The 18,211-nt window shown below is 36.5% G+C and carries 11 protein-coding genes; 2 read left to right on the top strand and 9 right to left on the bottom strand.

The genetic code is table 11. The features are described 5' to 3' along the window. Positions 1-43 precede the first annotated feature (43 nt). The 9 genes from EGI22_RS03055 to EGI22_RS03015 all read right to left on the bottom strand — a co-directional run bounded on the left by EGI22_RS03055 (position 44) and on the right by EGI22_RS03015 (position 12,745). Entirely contained in the window at positions 44-655 is a 612-nt protein-coding gene (locus EGI22_RS03055; RefSeq protein ID WP_255066305.1) for a hypothetical protein, read from the bottom strand. A gap of 27 nt (positions 656-682) precedes the next feature. After that, on the bottom strand, positions 683-2,194 hold the full coding sequence (locus EGI22_RS03050) for a hypothetical protein (RefSeq protein ID WP_255066304.1): 1,512 nt from the start codon (positions 2,192-2,194) through the stop codon (positions 683-685). Between the two features lie 111 nt (positions 2,195-2,305). Beyond that, entirely contained in the window at positions 2,306-2,602 is a 297-nt protein-coding gene (locus tag EGI22_RS03045) for an AraC family transcriptional regulator (RefSeq protein WP_255066303.1), read from the bottom strand. 136 nt (positions 2,603-2,738) lie between these two features. Continuing rightward, positions 2,739-5,336 (bottom strand): 3-coathanger stack domain-containing protein, encoded by a 2,598-nt coding sequence (locus EGI22_RS03040; protein WP_255066302.1) that lies wholly within the window; start codon positions 5,334-5,336, stop codon positions 2,739-2,741. Between the two features lie 184 nt (positions 5,337-5,520). Then, positions 5,521-8,286, bottom strand: coding sequence for an ATP-binding protein (locus tag EGI22_RS03035; protein WP_255066301.1), 2,766 nt, complete (start codon positions 8,284-8,286; stop codon positions 5,521-5,523). Positions 8,287-8,576: 290 nt separating this feature from the next. Next, complete coding sequence (gene dtd / locus EGI22_RS03030; protein ID WP_255066298.1) at positions 8,577-9,029, bottom strand: D-aminoacyl-tRNA deacylase; 453 nt, start codon at positions 9,027-9,029, stop codon at positions 8,577-8,579. Positions 9,030-9,036: 7 nt separating this feature from the next. Then, a complete protein-coding gene (gene mgtE, locus EGI22_RS03025; protein WP_255066293.1) occupies positions 9,037-10,389 on the bottom strand; it encodes a magnesium transporter in 1,353 nt (450 codons plus the stop codon). A gap of 82 nt (positions 10,390-10,471) precedes the next feature. Further along, a complete protein-coding gene (locus EGI22_RS03020) occupies positions 10,472-11,677 on the bottom strand; it encodes a cytochrome c family protein (RefSeq protein WP_255066289.1) in 1,206 nt (401 codons plus the stop codon). A gap of 63 nt (positions 11,678-11,740) precedes the next feature. Beyond that, a complete protein-coding gene (locus EGI22_RS03015) occupies positions 11,741-12,745 on the bottom strand; it encodes a LacI family DNA-binding transcriptional regulator (protein ID WP_255066287.1) in 1,005 nt (334 codons plus the stop codon). 305 nt (positions 12,746-13,050) lie between these two features. Between EGI22_RS03015 and EGI22_RS03010 the strand changes: the two genes are divergently transcribed. Together EGI22_RS03010 and EGI22_RS03005 are read left to right on the top strand one after the other, a co-directional pair. Then, on the top strand, positions 13,051-16,311 hold the full coding sequence (locus EGI22_RS03010; RefSeq protein ID WP_310588116.1) for a TonB-dependent receptor: 3,261 nt from the start codon (positions 13,051-13,053) through the stop codon (positions 16,309-16,311). Positions 16,312-16,323: 12 nt separating this feature from the next. Next, entirely contained in the window at positions 16,324-18,201 is a 1,878-nt protein-coding gene (locus EGI22_RS03005) for a RagB/SusD family nutrient uptake outer membrane protein (protein ID WP_255066285.1), read from the top strand. The last annotated feature ends 10 nt before the right edge of the window (positions 18,202-18,211 follow it).

Here is an 18,211-nt window from a genome sequence, read left to right as displayed (position 1 = left end):
TACTTTTGTTTTCATATGGCTAAGTGATAAAACATAGCTATTTCTATTTCTGAATCGAACTTTTCAATGCATCAATTTCTTTTTGCTGCTGAATCGTGTAAAGTGTCAATTCTTCTATTTTCTCTAATAGTTTTGAGACCATATCATTCATTGATACCCCTTCTTTTACCACCTCTTTGGCTGAAGGAACATTGGGCAAATGTTGGTTCATATCAATGAAATCAGATACTTCTGTTAAAGGCATCAATGTGTAATTCTTTTCAAAAACCTTGTCAGACCAAAGGCCTTCATTTGCGTATTTAATTTTGAATTCATTGAGTACAAATTGGCCTTGATTGTCTAATTCCAAGAAGTTTCGGTCATTGATTTTCATGCTCGGAGCATTGTAAGCCACACGCATGTTAAATACCCCTTTGACATCCAAGCGGTATTGGGGATTTGAAAGGCCAATGCCCACTTTCACCAGGGTGGTATCTCCTAGCACTAATGCATCATCAACAGATACTTTTGCGTTAACCCCAAGAGCCCCAGCTCTTTGAAGATTGTCTTTGTTTGGACCTATAGGGCCTGCATAAGTTCCAAAATAGGAGGTATTTTGAGCAAACGAACTAATTTCTACAAATGCAAAAAATAAGATAAAATATATTCTTTTCATTTTAATATGTTTTAAGTAATTAAATTTTTATAACTCAATTATCGTCCAGCTGAATTTTATATTTGAATTGCTCCTGCCTTGCTCTTTCACCTCAAAACCGGACTCCGTTTTTTTGCTGATATACAAGCCATTATTTTCACCTTCGGCCTGAAGGTTTACGATGTATTGCTCAGGGTCTAAGGTTTTTCCATCTGGAAAAGAAATGAAAGATTTTCCCTTTGTAAGTTTTGAGATACCTGCGTTCTTCTTAATGTTTATATTTTGAGAAGGTTTTACAGCCACTCGGGCAGAAGCTCCGCCGCCTGTATTATCCAATCTTTGCCAAGCGGCACCGTCGTAATAATAAAAGCCTGGTGAATTGTCGGTTTGATAAATCAAAAGGCCTTCTGTAGCATTTGCTGGTCGGTTGGCTTCTAAAATTCTCGGAATCAAAATGCCTAAACTATCACTTTCTACATCTAGGACTGCCGATGAATGTGCTCCGGCACCGTAATTATTTATGCTCACTCCAGTTCCGTCATTATTGATTTGGATAATATCATTTCCTTCATCAAAGAGGGCTGTGGGAACGGTATATCTAATTTGAATATTGCTCATGGTAGCAGTACCGCTGGCAGCTGATTTATTGGCTGTAAACATAAAGCCTTCTTCGGTTACAAAACCCACTAAATTGGTAGTTGCACTAAACGTAAATGGAGAAACTTCATCGACTCTGGAGTATTTATCTGTAGAAATTGTAAACCTTAAACATTCATATTGACCAGTTGGCGTATTAATCACCCCAAAAGCATCTACCGTTTTGGTATGAACCAAGCTGTCTAAGTATTTATTAGTAACCGGGTTTTTATACATTTCAGTAAACGAATAGCTATCTCCCAAACTCATAGGGACATCCGTAAACTTATAATTATCTGCATCAAAACTATTTTCATCTCCTTCTAAATAATAATAATAACTAACACCAATGTTTATAATCTCTGTGTCGTCGAGGTAGAAGTGGTTATAAACTTCAATTAAATTTTGCTCGGCATCACGATAATAAGATTTAGCGATGATGTTTGCCTCAGGAAACTGGAGTTCTTCTGGAACCTCCGCCATGGGAACAAAATCTTCATGTGCATAGGTTGAATAATTTAAGAGATTTCCGGGCAGATTCCATATCTGTGGGTTAGCATAGTCCACTGTTCCTATATCCATTGAAAAAGTACGGAGAGGGTCATAAAACAAGAGCCAGCTTTTTCTTACAGCTGCTATCTGTTCAAATTCCGCTTTCTCAATTGATATGGGAGTCGTGGCAGTTTTTAGAAACTGGTCTTCATCACCGGGTAGATAAAGTTGTTTTGACTTTGGAGTAAGATTCAATACATCCGGATTATATTTTTGCTTATTATTTTTGCTGAAAGCGACCCGTGCGTTAGGGTTAAAGGCACCTTCGTCACAACCTTCAACACAGTTTGGAATTTCACAAGTACTACCCAATGCAAAGCATGAGAAGTCTAAAAACAATAGGAAGACAAGGGAGAGTAAAAATGTTTTCATGAGTTGACCTGATTTTAATTTCAGAACAAAATTCATAAACAAACAAACGGTGGAGTATCAGTTTTCAGACAAATCGCATCAAAATACAGACATAGTTGCTATCTGATAGTTTTAAAGCTGTTTTTTGAACTCACCCGGAGGCATGCCATACTGTTTTTTGAAGTTCGCCACAAAATAGGCGGTGCTGCTAAATCCGGTTTTAAAGGCGATGTCTGACACATTTCCCGCATCTTGTTTCAGGAGCTCAGCGGCTCTTTGGAGGCGAATGGTTTTTATAAAATCATTGGGCGTTTGGTTTATCAAGGCCTTCAACTTCCTATTCAGTTGGCGAGTGCTTAAACCTATTTCTTTGCCCAAATGCTCTATCGTAAAGTCTTCATTTGGGATATTTTCTTCAATGATTTGCATCAGCTTTTCTATAAACTGTTGGTCCACGGAGTTTCCGGTAACTTCAGAGGCTTTGATTTGAATGGCAGCTGCAAATCGCGAACGTAGTTCTCGTCTGAGTTTTAGAGCTTTTAAATATATAATAGCTAGAATTTATTTATTCCATACAGCCTTGTATATAGGCATGAAATACAGTTCCGGCTTTAGCCTCAAAAGTAGTTCCACCTCCTGTCTGGCTAGGAGCCAATTCAATTGAATTTCCTGCTTTCATTACCACTGAGGCATCTCCACTAATTATGTTACTAGCTTTTATTGTTTCGTTAGCTTGAAAAGTTGTAGCTCCTGTTGACAAATCATTGGTAGTACTAATAAGTACCAAAGTAGTAGGACAAGGTGAACCTGACTGATTAATTTTTGTAGTAAAAACTCCACGACCATGGGTAGCCACCGCCAAGGTATTGTCGCTAGCTCTAAATTTAAGCATGTCGCACCGAACATTCGCAAGGTTGGCGTTGGTAGGTGCCCATTGAGGGTTCGAAACAGTAATATCTGATGAAGACCAAACACCCAATTCTGTTGCGAGCAGTACTTGTTTCGGGTCTACTGGGTTTATTAGAGCATATCGTATAGGAACATTGGGTAAACCATAGCCTGTTTCGTCTTTCGAGATCCAATTCGCTCCCGCATTAGTGGTATGAAAAACTGAGGCAATATTGTAATTTGATTTTGTTACCACAATCATATTTTCATTCAGGCCAAAATCAATACACGACACATTTCCTTCTGAGGTATTGGTTTTGTCCATTATTTTAGTAATAGTTGTAAGAGTCTGGTTACCAGCGGTATTTACACCAGTCACTTTAAAAACATCACCTGTGGTAGTTCCTATATATAAATTGCCAGCCGTTTTACCCAGTTTTAAAAATGAAATATCTAAAGCTCCCTGACCTTGTATTGTGAGCGTTGAGGTTGTGTAAGTATAATTTGGCGAAGTACCAGCAATATGATATCTGAATATTTTTGTGTCAGTTTCAGAAGTAACTGAAGAATTATGGTATAAAGTATGATTTGGCGAATCATAATCAGCAGGGTTGATAAATTGTCCTCTATCGCTAAATTGTGGCTGCATTTCTACTGCATTGTCAATGCCAATACCTTGGAAATTAAGCTTCGGCGACACATTGGTATAATTGCTAATAACAATGTTGGAGTCCAATTTATCTATAAAACAGAGTCCGCCATCTCCAGAGTTTATTTCGTATCCCGAACCTACTGTGCCATAAGCTGATGAAAGAGTTTGTGTACCATTGTCTTGGGAACCGGCTATAACCGAACTATTGTTGGCATAGCTGTTTATGTCTACACTAAAAAACTGAGTCACGTTGTAGTTTTTATTTCTTTTCTGAAAAGTGGGATAAGTATTTGAAGGTGAACTTCCCCAATTTGCGGAATAATAAACTCCTCCATCATTTCCAAAAACGGCTTCATTTGAAAACCCGGGTCTGGCGGCAAATGAATGGTTATCAACATGCATCATGTTTCCAATATCAGAGTAGCCCAATTTAGGCAGCCAGCTTGCTCCAGCATTTTTACTTATGCTAAATGTTATGCCTGCAGTGTATAGAATATCAGGATCGTTGAGGTGTGTGCCCAATATTAAATCATAATCTCCTTGGTTGCCCACAAAAGGCTTTTCTCCACCACCATTTAAATCATCATATAGTGGGATTGCCATATTTTGCCAATTGCCACCTGCGTCAGAACTTTGAGTAAAAAACCTAATACCATCAGACCAAGCCCCCAAAGCATATACACGTTGACTGCCTGCTGAGGTGCTTGGGGCCAAAGCCAATTCTACCCGTCCATTTGCAAAACTTCCTGCAGGTGTAATATCCACAAAATCATTTGCAGCACTTGAGGTGCTTTTAATAACCTGAGGAGGTACATCGCTATAAATTCCTCCAACGCCCACATAAAGAATATCTCCAAAACCTATTTCCAGGTCACTGATAGGTTCTGTTGGAGCATTATTCCCCGTAACCAAAGTCCAGCCAGTTCCATTGTTGATTGACTTAAACAGTCCTCCCCATGTGCCTGCGAATACATCTCCTGAACTATTAACTACAATTTTCTGAATTTCTCTGAAGGCCAATCCTTGTCCTGAAGCATTTGCTGCATAATTTGGAATTGTATTTGTAAGCCGAGCCCAAGTTGTACCACCATCTGAAGTTTTCCAAATCCCCCCACCCCCAGTGGCCGAATTTCCAGTATTTCCCACTGAGGAAGAGCCTCGTTCTCCAGTACCTACGTACATTATTTGCGTATTGTTGGGATCGTAAGCAATACAACTAATAGCAATATTGTCCCAAAAATCATCTACTTTAATCCAGCTACTATTGGCATTTGTAATATCATTATTATACCAAAGTCCTCCTGAAGCTCCCCCTGCCCAAACCTTTTTCGCAGTTGCATCATTTGGATCCCACATCAATGCCCTTGTTCTTCCGCCAATATTATTAGGCCCCCTTTCAGACCAAGTTACGTTTGGAACTGCCCCCATCAATTTTATCATTTTAGACATGATTCCCCTTGCCTTTTCTAATTCATCTCGGGGAACTATACCCGTTTTAGGGTCTTTTGTAATCTTATATTCATACATCGCCCTTTCATTCGGATTGTCTTTTCTCTGGGCCTGGCTAGTCAAAAATGCTGAGGAGAGAATTAGGAATAATACAAATTTTAAAAATAGTTTCATTAGGCTATTATTTTTGGGTTTTAAATTATTAGATAATTTTCATTCTTTAGGTTGTTCCAGTTTTCGGCTTATGATTATCTTTGGAATAAAAATAGTCCGTAAATTTTAAAATAAAAACAAATTTCTCTTATCAATTTTCGGACAATTCGTATCAAAATACGGACATTACTGTCTTAAAGTTCTCCTAAAGCTGTTTTTTATACTCTCCCGGCGGCATGCCGTACTGTTTTTTGAAGTTCGCCACAAAATAGGCGGTGCTGCTAAATCCGGTTTTAAAGGCGATGTCTGACACATTTCCCGCATCTTTTTTCAATAGTTCAGCGGCTCTTTGCAGGCGTATGGATTTTATGAAATCATTGGGGGTTTGATTGATCAAGGCTTTCAGCTTCCTACTCAGTTGGCGAGTGCTTAAACCTATTTCTTTGCCTAAATGCTCTATCGTAAAGTCTTCATTGGGGATATTTTCTTCAATGATTTGCATCAACTTTTCCATAAACTGTTGGTCAACGGAGTTTCCGGTAACTTCAGAGGCTTTGATTTGAATGGCAGCTGCAAACCGCGAACGTAGTTCTCGTCTAAGTTTGATTAAATTTTCTATTCTAATTTCGAGTTCATGCAGCTCAAATGGTTTGGTCAAGTAGGCATCCGCTCCCATTTCTAGGCCATCAGTTTTTTCTTTTTGGCTGGCTTTGGCAGTTAATAAAATGATTGGAATGTGACTTGTTTTGATATCACTTTTTAAGGTAGCTGTAACTTCATAGCCACTTTTGCCAGGCATCATTACATCGGAGATAATAAGGTCAGGTTGAAGGTCCTTGGCTCTTTTGATGCCTTTTATGCCATTTTCAGCTTCACTAACCTGGTATTTCCCCTCCAATTGCATTTTTATAAAAGCCCTTACCTCAGCGTTGTCTTCTATAAGTAAGATATGGTTTTCGGCTTTTTTTGCTTCATTTCCCACCAGAATTTCTTTTGGGACCAAAACGGAAGAGGGTTTACTTAATTCTATTTTCTCAAATCCTGCGGTGCGGATAGGTAACTTCACTTCAAAGTCAGACCCTTCCCCTTTTTTAGACTTTACGCTAATTTTACCTTTATGTAAACTTACAAGTTCTTTTACCAAGGCCAATCCAATTCCGAAACTAGAGTCATGTTCCTGTTCATCACTTGCTCTATAAAAACGCTCAAAAATTTTATCTAAATCTTGTTTTGATAAACCAATCCCAGTATCGATGACATTAAAAACAGCATTGTTATTTTTCCTTTTTATTATAAAATTAACTACTCCTCCCTGATGTGTATATTTAATTGCATTGGTTATTAAATTCACAAAAATACTTTCTAATTTATCTTTATCTACCGCCATATCTAGTTTCCTCAAGTCTGAATCGAATTGTAACTTTATTTTTTTATCAGCAGCTAGAGACTCAAATGAATAAAATAAACCTTTAAGAAATGGAATGACATCTAAAATCTTTAAATCTAAATCCATTTTTTGAGCTTCTAATTTCGACAAATCCAAAATCTCATTGATCATTTTAAGCAATTTATTGGCATTATTTTCTACCAAATCAGCTAAGTTTTGCTCTTGGCCATCATTCAAAGATTTACGTAACTGAGTAATGGGGCCTTTGATAAGCATCAATGGCGTACGAAATTCATGTGAAATATTGGTAAAGAATTTAGTTTTGAGTGTATCCAATTCTTCATAATGCTGTTTATCTATTTTAAGTTGTCTGGTTCTATATCCCAAACCCAAAGCGAATAGGAGCATTTCTAGCGTGGTACCTAACTGAAACATGCTCAGGGACCCCATGAATTTTGGATTGGCATCTAATAAAGTTTTATCAAAGAGTTGTCGAACATAATTGGGCAATATACACAAGAGAAATAGCCCGATACCCGCCATCAAAAACATATCCGATGTATCTTTTTTACTAATAATAATTCCCATTTGCACAAAATAGAGCAAACCTAGCAAAGCCATAAAAACTGAAAATGGAAAAAGTGTAGCGTATTGACTTCCATTGGTGTAAAAACTAATTCCAGCATTTATAGCCATTACGATCCCTAGCACAATTAAAAAAATCAGCATTTTATCAAGTAATGGAAATCGAGTTCTGGTATGTAAATAAGACCTCGAAAATTGCATATAAAAAGAAGAACTCAAAGAACCTGTAAACATATAAACATATGGCTGGAGGCTAGTATTTTTTTCATAAAACAATTTAAAAAGAAAAAGGCAATAATCATCCATTACAGTTCCAGCCAACATAGCCGAAAACCCATAAATGGAATAATAGAAATAGGCAGCGTCTTTGAGAATAAAAAAATAGAGCAAATTGAACAATGAAAGCCCCGCAATGATGGCCATAAAAGCGGCAGTCATCCAATTATATTTCGTCTCATTTTTCTGAAAATTAGCGGCTACTGGTAAAGAATAGATTGTTAAATTTAGATTTAAATATGGGCGGTAAGCTTTATGATATTTCAAAAAGTAAGTTTTGGTTTCATTGGCCTCCAGACGTATTGTAATCTGATCAGGTCTTTCTAAAATTCTGGTTTCAATCTGATTGCCCAATGAATCTAGTGGAACCATCATACCAGCTTTTTCTGTTTTCCAACTATTTTCTATATCACTTTTGCAATAAACATCAACCTGCTCACACCAACCATCGAATAATTTCAATTTTGCAATTTGCGGAATATTAGATGTGTTTTTTAGTGCAAATTTTAACCAAACTACTGGAATAGCATTTCGTAGTTTATTGGATTCAATATCATAGAAAACCAAATTTGTCGCTTTATCGAAATTCAAATTTCCTGAAGAATCAAAAGCCATTTGAGTGGATTTCAATATATTCTTTTCCTCAAAAACACCAATAAAAACAGGTTCTTGGGCTTTACTTTGAGATAGAACCACAAGAAAAATCAGTAAAATTCTAAGCATATATTCATGACTATTTTCAAATATAATGAAAATGTTCAATATCAATATATGCTTTGTTGAACTAAAACAGGAAAGTATGTTGTTCAGAATTATTTCAAAAACAGAAAAAAGTTTTTAGGCGATTGCCAGTAAAGTAGGCTTTGGACTTAAGATATAACCGCTAAAATTGTGATCTTCAAATTATTGTTTACACTATTATTGATCTAAATAAGCATCAAAAAAACTTAGAGGATGTTAATTATTGACCAAAACAATAATTGCATTTTTCTGAAATTAAAAAAGACAAACACCTATCTTTTATTTTGGGTATCAATAACGATAGTTACAGGTCCATCGTTTTCTATTGACACTTTCATATCCGCTCCGAATTCCCCTGTTTGTATTTTCTTACCTAAACCTTCGCTTAAACTTACAATCATGTTTTCGTATAGTGGAATAGCTATTTCAGGTCTGGCCGCCTCAATGAATGAAGGTCTATTTCCTTTTTTTGTAGAAGCCTGAAGTGTAAACTGTGAAACCAAAAGGATATTTCCGTCAATTTCAGATATATCTTTATTCATTTTACCTTCTTCGTCAGAAAACACTCTAAGTCCAATTATTTTTCTTGAAAGCCATTCTAAATCTTCTTGGGTATCAGAATGAGCAATACCCAATAAAATCATAAACCCATCCTGTATTTGACCTTTAACACCTCCTTCAATTACTACCGAAGCCTTTGTAACTCTCTGAATAACAGCTATCATAACACTTTCAATTCAAAAGATTATATGCAATCAGAAAATAAGTTCCAATACCAATAAGGTCATTAGCTGTGGTAATAAAAGGTCCTGAAGCCATTGCGGGGTTTATACCAATTTTATCCAATATCAATGGGGTAATTGTACCCATAAAAGAAGCCAAAATAACTACTGCAAATAAAGACAAACAAACCACCCAAAAAAGTTTGGGTTCGCCAATTGCATAAACATAAATACCAGTAACTACACCTACCACTAGACCATTAATCAGAGCTACACGAATTACTTTCGATAACCTTTCCCAAAGGCCCAAACTTATACCTGACTTTTCGGCCAAAGATTGCACTATTAATGAAGATGTTTGAATACCTACATTGCCACCTGTAGAGCCCATAATAGGTATAAACATAGCCAAAGCTGATATTTTGGTCAGGGTATCTTCAAATTGCCTGATAACAGATGCGGCTAGCAAACTCCCAAAAACGCCAATAACTAACCATGGAATACGGGCTTTTGCAAGCTTCCAAACCGTATCATCTTCCTCTGCTTCACCGGTGATACCAGCCATAACTTGGATATCCTCTTCGGCTTTTTCGGTGATAAAGTCAATCACATCATCAATCGTGATAACACCCAAAAGTCGACCCAAAGAATTAACTACTGGAATGGCTTCCAAGTCATACTTTTGCATTATTTGTGCTACTTCATCGCCACTCTGGGTAGTGTCTACAAACACTATATCATCTTCAAAAATATTCTCTATTTTGGTGTTTTTTCTTGCAAGAACTATCTGTTTTAGAGAGACAATCCCTTTCAGAATTTGCTCACTATCAACCACATAAACAGCATAAACCTTATCTACTTTTTCTGCTTGCTGTCTTATTTCTTCTACACACTCGCTTACGGTTTGATTGATAGAAACCTTTATCAACTCCTTCTGCATAAGACCGCCTGCCACATCCTCGGGATAGTGCAATAAGTCAAGAATAAACCTTGCTTGTTCGCGGTTTTCTAAAAGAGCAATTATTTTTTCTCTAATTTCAATAGGCTCTTCATTGAGTAAATCCACCGCGTCATCTGAATCAAAAAGATTGACATATTTGGCAATTTCCTCTACAGTAAATTGTTCTTTTATGAATTTCTTACGGTCGTCGGAATCTATATTAGATAATACTTCTGCACCTTTTTCCGTGTCAAGAAGTTTGAAAAACTGATGGGCTTTTTCGCCATCTAATTCGTAAAGAACTGATGCAATATCTGCTGGGAAGTTTTCTTCAAGTTCCGAAATCAGATATTCGGTATTGTTAGAAGTGATGGCTTCTTCAATTGTATTTACGTACTCTTTGGTTAAATCGAAAGTCGCCATTGCTCAATTCTTTAAGATTGCTTGCAAATTTCGTCAATTAAAGCCTTAAACCAAAAGATTAACCTTTTTTTTGAACATTAAATCACTTTACTTCGAAATCAAAGTTTTTCTCAAAAATTGTGATAAACCTAGGATATTCTTTCCCTAGCTTGTTATATTCGGCCGCTTCGTCAGAAATTCTATGTTTTGTAACTACAACTTCCAATTTATATTTACCTTTTACATCTAAAACTTTGCTTATTTTATAATCTCGAGACTCGCCTGGATTCAAATTATTATCAGAAAGTTTCTTGGCTACAGGGTGCCATTCCCAAGTCTCCCCTATTCTTCCATTGGACTTGGCAATCGTTTTTCCTTGAGCATCTTTCAAAAACATATCTATCAAAATAAATCTTTCAGGATCTCCTGATGGCACTCTATGGCCTGCATGTGCATTTTTTAGGGTTAAAATAAAATTCAAACTATCCGAAACTTTGTAAGTACTTTTCATTTTACTTTCTATAAAATCCAAGCTTTTTAACATTGTAGCTCCTTGATTTTCAAATTTCGGAATTCCAGAGGCAGGGAAATTATGAAAATGGCTCTTTTTGGCAGGAAATCCCGGCATTAAGGGTCGATGAGTCTCGGGCATGTGGCAACTAATACAGTTCTTTTTGCCAAAAAACGGCCCAGCCTTCCATTCATCACCCGTTTGAAAAGTACAAGCCAAAGTAGGTGTAACCACCGCATTGGCATTATGGCAGCTAATACACAATGTTTCAGAAAGATGATCGGGGTCTTTAATTACTTTATGAGGAGCCAAAGTACTTCCATTGGGCCCTATTATAGCATTATTTCTTAAATGGCAGCTTACACAGTTTATGCCTTCTTGCTGCAATTCTTTGTCAAATTCAGGATTTTTTTCTTTTACAGGTTTATAAATATCTCCATTTATTAAGCCTTTGATGATATATTCTTGTTGGTTTTGAAGCGGCACATGGCAATTAATACACATAAAAGGACTAGAATCTTTCTTAAGTTCTGCCTGAAACTGCGGATCTTTCCATGCCTGAGCATGTGTAGATGTTTTCCATTCATTGTAATACTCCACATGACAAGTTCCACAGTCCTCTGACCTCAAAGAAATCAAACCTTCTGGTACTTTTTGATTAGGCACCACTTTTTCCCAAGATTTTGTCAAAGGCATAATAACCTCAGGCTCAGAGAAAACCTTAGCTTTGTCTAAAACAAAATAGACTGCTAACCCAAAAACCAATGCAGAAATTATTAAAAATATCTTTTTCCTCATTTTCAATCCAATCAATTTTTTAAGAATTCGCAAGAAAGCACTTTAAAATCCCCAACTCTGTGACTAATGCACCACAAGCTTAGTTTCAACCACTATAGATTGATGATTTTTAATATCGGCACCTTCTTTCATTAATGACAACAAAAGGTTTGCTGTTTCTATTCCAATTTTATCAGGAAATTGTTCCACTGAGGTTAAAGGTGGGTTATCCATTAAAGTTGTTATTGGTAAATTTGCGTAGCTTGAAAAAAGAATATCTTTATTCGGAGCAATGTTATTTTTTTTACATTCCTGCATTGCGTACAAAGCCACATAGTCATTAAAAGTAAAAACCGCATCTGGAACTATTTCTTGCAACAATAGACTTTTCATTGCTTCAGCTGCACTCGTTTTAGTTAAATCGCATGATTTTATTAAGGTTGGCGAACTAAACATATTTAGTTCTTTTAGTCCTTTCAAATATCCATTGAGTCTATCATCGGAAGCGGCCAAGTTTGATGGTCCATTAATTAATGCAATTTTTTTTCTGTTTTTAGCTTTTAAAAAAGCCATGGTTTCTTTCGCACCTTGCTCAATTCCGCATTTTATTTGATGCGATGAAAAACTTCTTGGCACTCGATCAAAAAACACAACCGGAATTCCAAAATCTTCAACCTTTTTGAATTTTTCATAATTATTAGTTTCAGCTGCTAAAGAAACTACAATTCCATCGACCCTATATTTTAAAAACAAATCAATAGCATTATTTTGCCTTAGTTTTTCATCCCTACTTTGAACTACAAAAATCGAATAGCCCTCAGATTCAACTTCGTCCTCCAAATGCTTAATTACACTAAAAAAAAACTCTTCGCTCAATGAAGGGACAATCACTCCAACTACATTGGTATTTTTACCATGTAAAAACATCGTTGCAGGATTTGCTACATATTTTAACTCTGCTGCTTTAGCTAATACCCGCTCTTTTGTCTTTACCCCAATCCTTGGATTATTTCGCAAAGCCCTTGATACAGTGGAAATTGAAACATTCAATGCTTCTGCAATAGCCTTTATATTTACCTCTGTTTTCATTATTTTTTTTCAAAATGTTGGCTAAAATAAAAATTAATTTGTGCAAATGTTTGCACAAAGCAAAAATACTGTAAAAAACACACTTTAGCACCTTTTGGTAATAGTTTTACTATTTCATGATTAAATACGATAAAATAAAGATTTTTATTCGACATTAATCTTCTTAACTTTGATGTACGACCTTAATCATACTAAAAATAAAACTAGTTTGTTTCTGCAAATCCTGAAATTGCGGTATCGGCTTGTCTACATATTTTACTTGTTTTTGGTCTAATAATCATTTTTAAACCTTTAATTAATTGTCTATGATGATGACACATTTACTCAACCAAAAAGGTGTGAGGTCTATACCCTGGAAACTCGGCAACTCATCCTTCAAAATCATTCTTAGTCTGCTATTGGTTATTTCTCTTGGTAGCATGTCTTTTGCAAGAGATGTAAAAGGAAAAGTAACCGATGAAACTGGTACTGGATTGCCGGGTGTTACAGTTACAGAAAAAGGAACCTTCAATGGGGCTATTACAGACATGAACGGTGCTTTTTCAATGAATGTGACGGGAAACAATCCAATTTTGGTATTTTCATTTGTAGGTTATGCTTCAAAAGAAGTAGAGGTAGGTAGCCAATCAATGATAAATATTTCAATGGCTCCAGACGCTGCAAATCTTGAGGAAGTCGTTGTTGTAGCCTATGGAACTCAGAAAAAAGTTACAGTAACAGGTGCTGTTGTTTCCGTTCAAGGTGACAAATTGATTAAGTCGCCCTCTGTTGACATGTCCAACTCCCTTGCTGGTCGTTTACCTGGTTTAGTGGTAATTCAGTCTTCGGGAGAACCTGGAAATGATGGAGCTAAAGTTTCAATTCGTGGTACAAACACATTAGGAAACAGCAGTCCTCTAATCGTAATTGATGGAATTCCTGACAGAGATGGAGGATTAGGAAGGCTAAATCCTAGAGATATCGAATCTATCTCAGTCCTAAAAGATGCTTCTGCCGCCATTTATGGTGCAAGAGCTGCAAACGGAGCGATACTAGTTACAACTAAAAGAGGCAAGTCAGGTAAGCCGACAGTTACTTATGACTTTAACCAAGGTTTTTCTCAACCCACAGTTATTCCAAAAATGTCCAGCTCAGTTGAATATGCCAATATCATGAATGAGTTGCCAATTTACAAAACTATTCCTGTAGGAGAGTGGGGAAATGCTTGGAATGCAATAAAAACTAGTGGCGTTTATAATTCACCAACTGCTGGTGTTAATCCTGTGAATGCCAATTACAGCCCAGATGCTGTTCAAAAATACCAAAATGGTTCAGATCCTTGGGGATATCCTAATACTGATTGGTTTGCTGATGCATTTAAAAACTGGTCACCACAATCGAGACATAATCTTCAATTGTCAGGAGGATCAGACAATATTAAATACATGGCCTCTTTAGGATATGTTCATCAAGATGCTTATTACAAAAACTCTGCTACAAATTATAATCAATATAACTTTAGAACAAACATGGATGCTAAAGTTAATAAGTACATTAATACGAGTTTAGGTATAATGGTTAGACGAGAGCAAAGAAGGTATCCAACAGAAAGTGCAGGATCTATTTTTAGAATGTTGATGAGAGGACGTCCGACTGAGCCGGAGGTTTGGCCAAATGGCCTGCCAGGTCCTGATATAGAAAACGGGCAAAATCCTTATGTGATTACAACCAATGCCACAGGTTACCAAGACTCACCTACTGATTATACTCAAACAAATGGTGCTATTAATATTACAAACCCATGGATTAGCGGATTGAAATTGACACTATCGGGCTCGATTGACAAAAACAATAATACAACAAAAACTTGGCAAACGCCGTGGAGTTTATATTATTGGGATAAAGCAAGTTATGAGGCAGATGGAAAAACTCCACTCTTAGTAGGTGCTGTAAGATCTAACTTTAAAGACCCAAGATTATACCAAGGTTTCAGTTCAGTTTTGAATACCAATATGTCAGCAATGCTTAATTATGACAAAAAATTTGGTACTGATCATAACTTTAGTGCCTTATTAGGTGTAACTAAAGAAACGTTCAAAGGTGAAAATTTCAATGCATACAGAAGAAATTATATTTCTGCAGCAGTTGACCAATTGTTTGCTGGAGGTTCTCTTCAACAAAATACTGGAGGTAGTGCTTATGAAAGGGCTCGATTAGGTTATTATGGTAGAGCTCAATATAACTATAAAGAAAAATATTTAGTGGAATATATTGGTCGTTATGATGGCTCTTATATATTTCCTGAAAGTTCAAGATTTGGTTTCTTTCCAGGTTTATTGTTAGGTTGGAATATTTCAAACGAAAAATTCTTCAAATCTAAAACAATTGATTATTTAAAACTAAGAGCTTCCTATGGCCAAATGGGTAATGACCAAGTTACCTTTGATAAAAATGGAAATGGTGTAGTTGACGATGGTGAATTACAAGAATATGCATATTTATCTACTTACGGTTTTGGTGCCTATCCTATTAACAACCAAGTAGTGACAACTTTGAAAGAAACAATTTTAGCAAACCCTAATTTCACATGGGAAAGAGCTAATAATTACAACATTGGTCTTGATGGAACGTTGAAAAATGGTATGATAGATTTCACTTTTGAGTATTTCTACAATCACCGAGATCAAATCTTGATTCAGAAAACAGGCTCTACGCCAGCTTCATCTGGTATTAACTCATTGCTACCTCCTGTGAATGCTGGAAAAGTTGACAACAAAGGATTTGAATTTAATGTTGGATACAATAATAAAGCATCAAACACTTTACAATTTAGAGCTGCTATTAATGGCGGATATGCAAAAAATCGTGTAGTTTATATGGATGAAATTCCTGGTGCTCCAGATTATCAATTAAAAGAAGGAAAACCAATTGGTGCATATTTAGTATATAAATACGATGGAGTATTTAAAGACCAAGCAGCAATTGATGCAAACAAAGTAGATTATAGTGCTGTTACTTCTCAATTAATCCCTGGTGATATGAAATTCCAAGATGTTGATGCTAATGGTAAAATAGACGCTAATGATAGAGTGAGATTAGATCAAAACATTACACCTACATTCAACTTTGGTTCAACCTTTGATTTCAGATACAAAGGTTTTGACCTAAATATCTTGTTTCAAGGTGCAGCAGGTGCGTCAATCAGATTCCAGACAGAATCAGGAGATATTGGAAATTTTACCAAATATAGTTATGATCACCGTTGGTCAATAGATAATCCTAGTGAAGTTGACCCTAGACTTGCAAGTCGTGGAGATACATACTTTACAGGTGGTAATTTTGGAGATAATACCTATTATTTGTTCAGTAAAGATTACATAAGATTGAAAAACATGGAGTTTGGATATACCCTTCCAGCTAATATCGTTCAGAGAGCAAAAATTGGAAGTTTAAGAGTTTATGTAAATGGGCTTAATCTTTTTACAATTGCAAAATCAAAAGTGTTTGACCCTGAATCAACTACGGGAAGTGGAGTTTATTATCCACAATCTCGTGTAATTAACACAGGCTTAAGTTTAACTTTTTAAAAAACTGGGAATATGAAAAAAATAAAAATAAAAATTGGCCTAGTTACAGCGATAATGGTTTTAATGTTTTCTTGTGATAAAGGATTCTTAAATACCCAACCGCTAGACAAAATATCAAGTGAGGCTACTTGGGGCGATGGGCCATTGTCAGAAGCTTTCATTTTCAACGTATATTCTTTTTTAGGATATGGAGGATTTGAAGAGCAAGCCCTAGCAGCATATACTGACGAAGCAATGTTTACGCACGCTGGTAGGAATATTAACCCATTCAATGAGGGCACTGAAAGCCCTTCAAGTCTTGCATGGTTTAGTGGAACTTACGAATGGGGAAATATGTACCTTGCAATACGTCAAGCAAATATAGCTTTGGACAGATTGCCAACTTCTACTTTTGCAGATAAAACGCTTAAGGATAGATTAATGGGTGAAGCACATTTTCTAAGAGCATATTATTATCAGCAATTAGTAAGATTCTATGGCGGTGTTCCAATTATAGATAAACCTTACGGATTGGATGATGATTATTCAGCAGCGAGAAACTCTTACGATGAGTGTGTGAAATTTATCACTGCGGATCTTGATAAAGCGATCACTTTATTAGATGGGAAGGCTGAAACTCCGGGTAGAGCAACAAAATTGAGTGCTTTAGCTTTGAAATCAAGAGTATTGTTGTATGCAGCTAGTGATATGCACGATGGGGCTCAATTAAAAGCAAAAGCTCCAGGTTTAGCTTCTTTTTCAAACATTGATCTTGTGGCATATACTGCAGGTGACAGAACAGCCAGATGGCAAGCGGCAAAAGCTGCTGCAAAGGCTGTTTTAGATGCGGGAAGTGGTTATAAACTTAATCTAACAGCTCCAGTAAGCCCAGCAGAAGGTAAAGATAACTATAAAGCCATTGCAATGGGAGGCCAAAGTGCTGCAAGTGATGCAGCTGCAGCTTCTGAGCTTATTTTCCAAAGAACTCATACGCCATTGTATACTCAGGAAGACAACTGGCCTTTGGGAGGAATTCACTATGGCATCAACAATGGACCAAATGGATATCATAACTGGGCAGGAAATACGCCAATCCAACAATTGGTGGATGATTACGAAATGATGGACGGTTCGAAGTTTAGTTGGGATAAAGCGGAGCATAAAGCAGCACCTTATACAGGTCGCGACCCACGTTTTTATGCTACTATACTTTATGATGGTGCTGACTGGAAGCCAAGGCCTTCTGACGTTGCGGCTCTTGATCCAGCAAACCAAATTCAAACAGGTTACTATGATGACGGTGCTGGTGGTTTAATTAACGGAATTGATACAAGAGAGTCTGCAGTTGAAAATTGGAACGGTAGCCGTACGCATTATTATGCAGGCAAATTTATCGACCATAATCCTGCGTTAGCTGATAATCAATCGAGTGCTCAAACTGTTCCATGGCCATTTATTAGATATACAGAAGCTGTACTTAATTATGCAGAAGCCTGTATCGAATTGGGAGAAGACGGAGAGGCCAAAAATTGGCTAAACAAAATCAGATTTAGAGCAGGTATGCCAGCTATAACTGATTCTGGAGCTGCTTTAAAAGACAGATACCGAAACGAAAGACGTGTGGAATTGGTGTATGAAGAACACCGCTACCATGATGCCCGTAGATGGTTAATAGCCCCTTCTACCTTAGGAAGAGGAATAAAAACAATAAATATTGTAGCTAAATTGAAACCAGGTGCTACACCGAACAAACCGTATAAGTATGATACTTCAAAATATACTTATACCTATACTCCGGTGGATAATACCGAAAACGAAACTCGAAAATGGAATGACAAAATGTATTTCAGACCATTCAGTAGAGACGAGGTTAATAGAAATACTAAGTTGGTTCAAAATCCAGCCTATTAATATTTATTCA

This window comes from Lacihabitans sp. LS3-19 (assembly GCF_024343575.1).
Taxonomy (GTDB): domain Bacteria; phylum Bacteroidota; class Bacteroidia; order Cytophagales; family Spirosomataceae; genus Leadbetterella.
This window is presented reverse-complemented; position numbering and strand designations above follow the sequence as displayed.

Excerpts from the sequence above, each read along its gene's own strand:
- EGI22_RS03050 (WP_255066304.1), bottom strand. The coding sequence starts at position 2,194 with ATGAAAACATTTTTACTCTCCCTTGTCTTCCTATTGTTTTTAGACTTC.
- mgtE (WP_255066293.1), bottom strand. The coding sequence starts at position 10,389 with ATGGCGACTTTCGATTTAACCAAAGAGTACGTAAATACAATTGAAGAA.
- EGI22_RS03020 (WP_255066289.1), bottom strand. The coding sequence starts at position 11,677 with ATGAGGAAAAAGATATTTTTAATAATTTCTGCATTGGTTTTTGGGTTA.
- EGI22_RS03005 (WP_255066285.1), top strand. The coding sequence starts at position 16,324 with ATGAAAAAAATAAAAATAAAAATTGGCCTAGTTACAGCGATAATGGTT.
- EGI22_RS03055 (WP_255066305.1), bottom strand. The coding sequence starts at position 655 with ATGAAAAGAATATATTTTATCTTATTTTTTGCATTTGTAGAAATTAGT.
- EGI22_RS03015 (WP_255066287.1), bottom strand. The coding sequence starts at position 12,745 with ATGAAAACAGAGGTAAATATAAAGGCTATTGCAGAAGCATTGAATGTT.
- EGI22_RS03010 (WP_310588116.1), top strand. The coding sequence starts at position 13,051 with ATGATGATGACACATTTACTCAACCAAAAAGGTGTGAGGTCTATACCC.
- dtd (WP_255066298.1), bottom strand. The coding sequence starts at position 9,029 with ATGATAGCTGTTATTCAGAGAGTTACAAAGGCTTCGGTAGTAATTGAA.
- EGI22_RS03040 (WP_255066302.1), bottom strand. The coding sequence starts at position 5,336 with ATGAAACTATTTTTAAAATTTGTATTATTCCTAATTCTCTCCTCAGCA.
- EGI22_RS03035 (WP_255066301.1), bottom strand. The coding sequence starts at position 8,286 with ATGCTTAGAATTTTACTGATTTTTCTTGTGGTTCTATCTCAAAGTAAA.
- EGI22_RS03045 (WP_255066303.1), bottom strand. The coding sequence starts at position 2,602 with ATGCAAATCATTGAAGAAAATATCCCAAATGAAGACTTTACGATAGAG.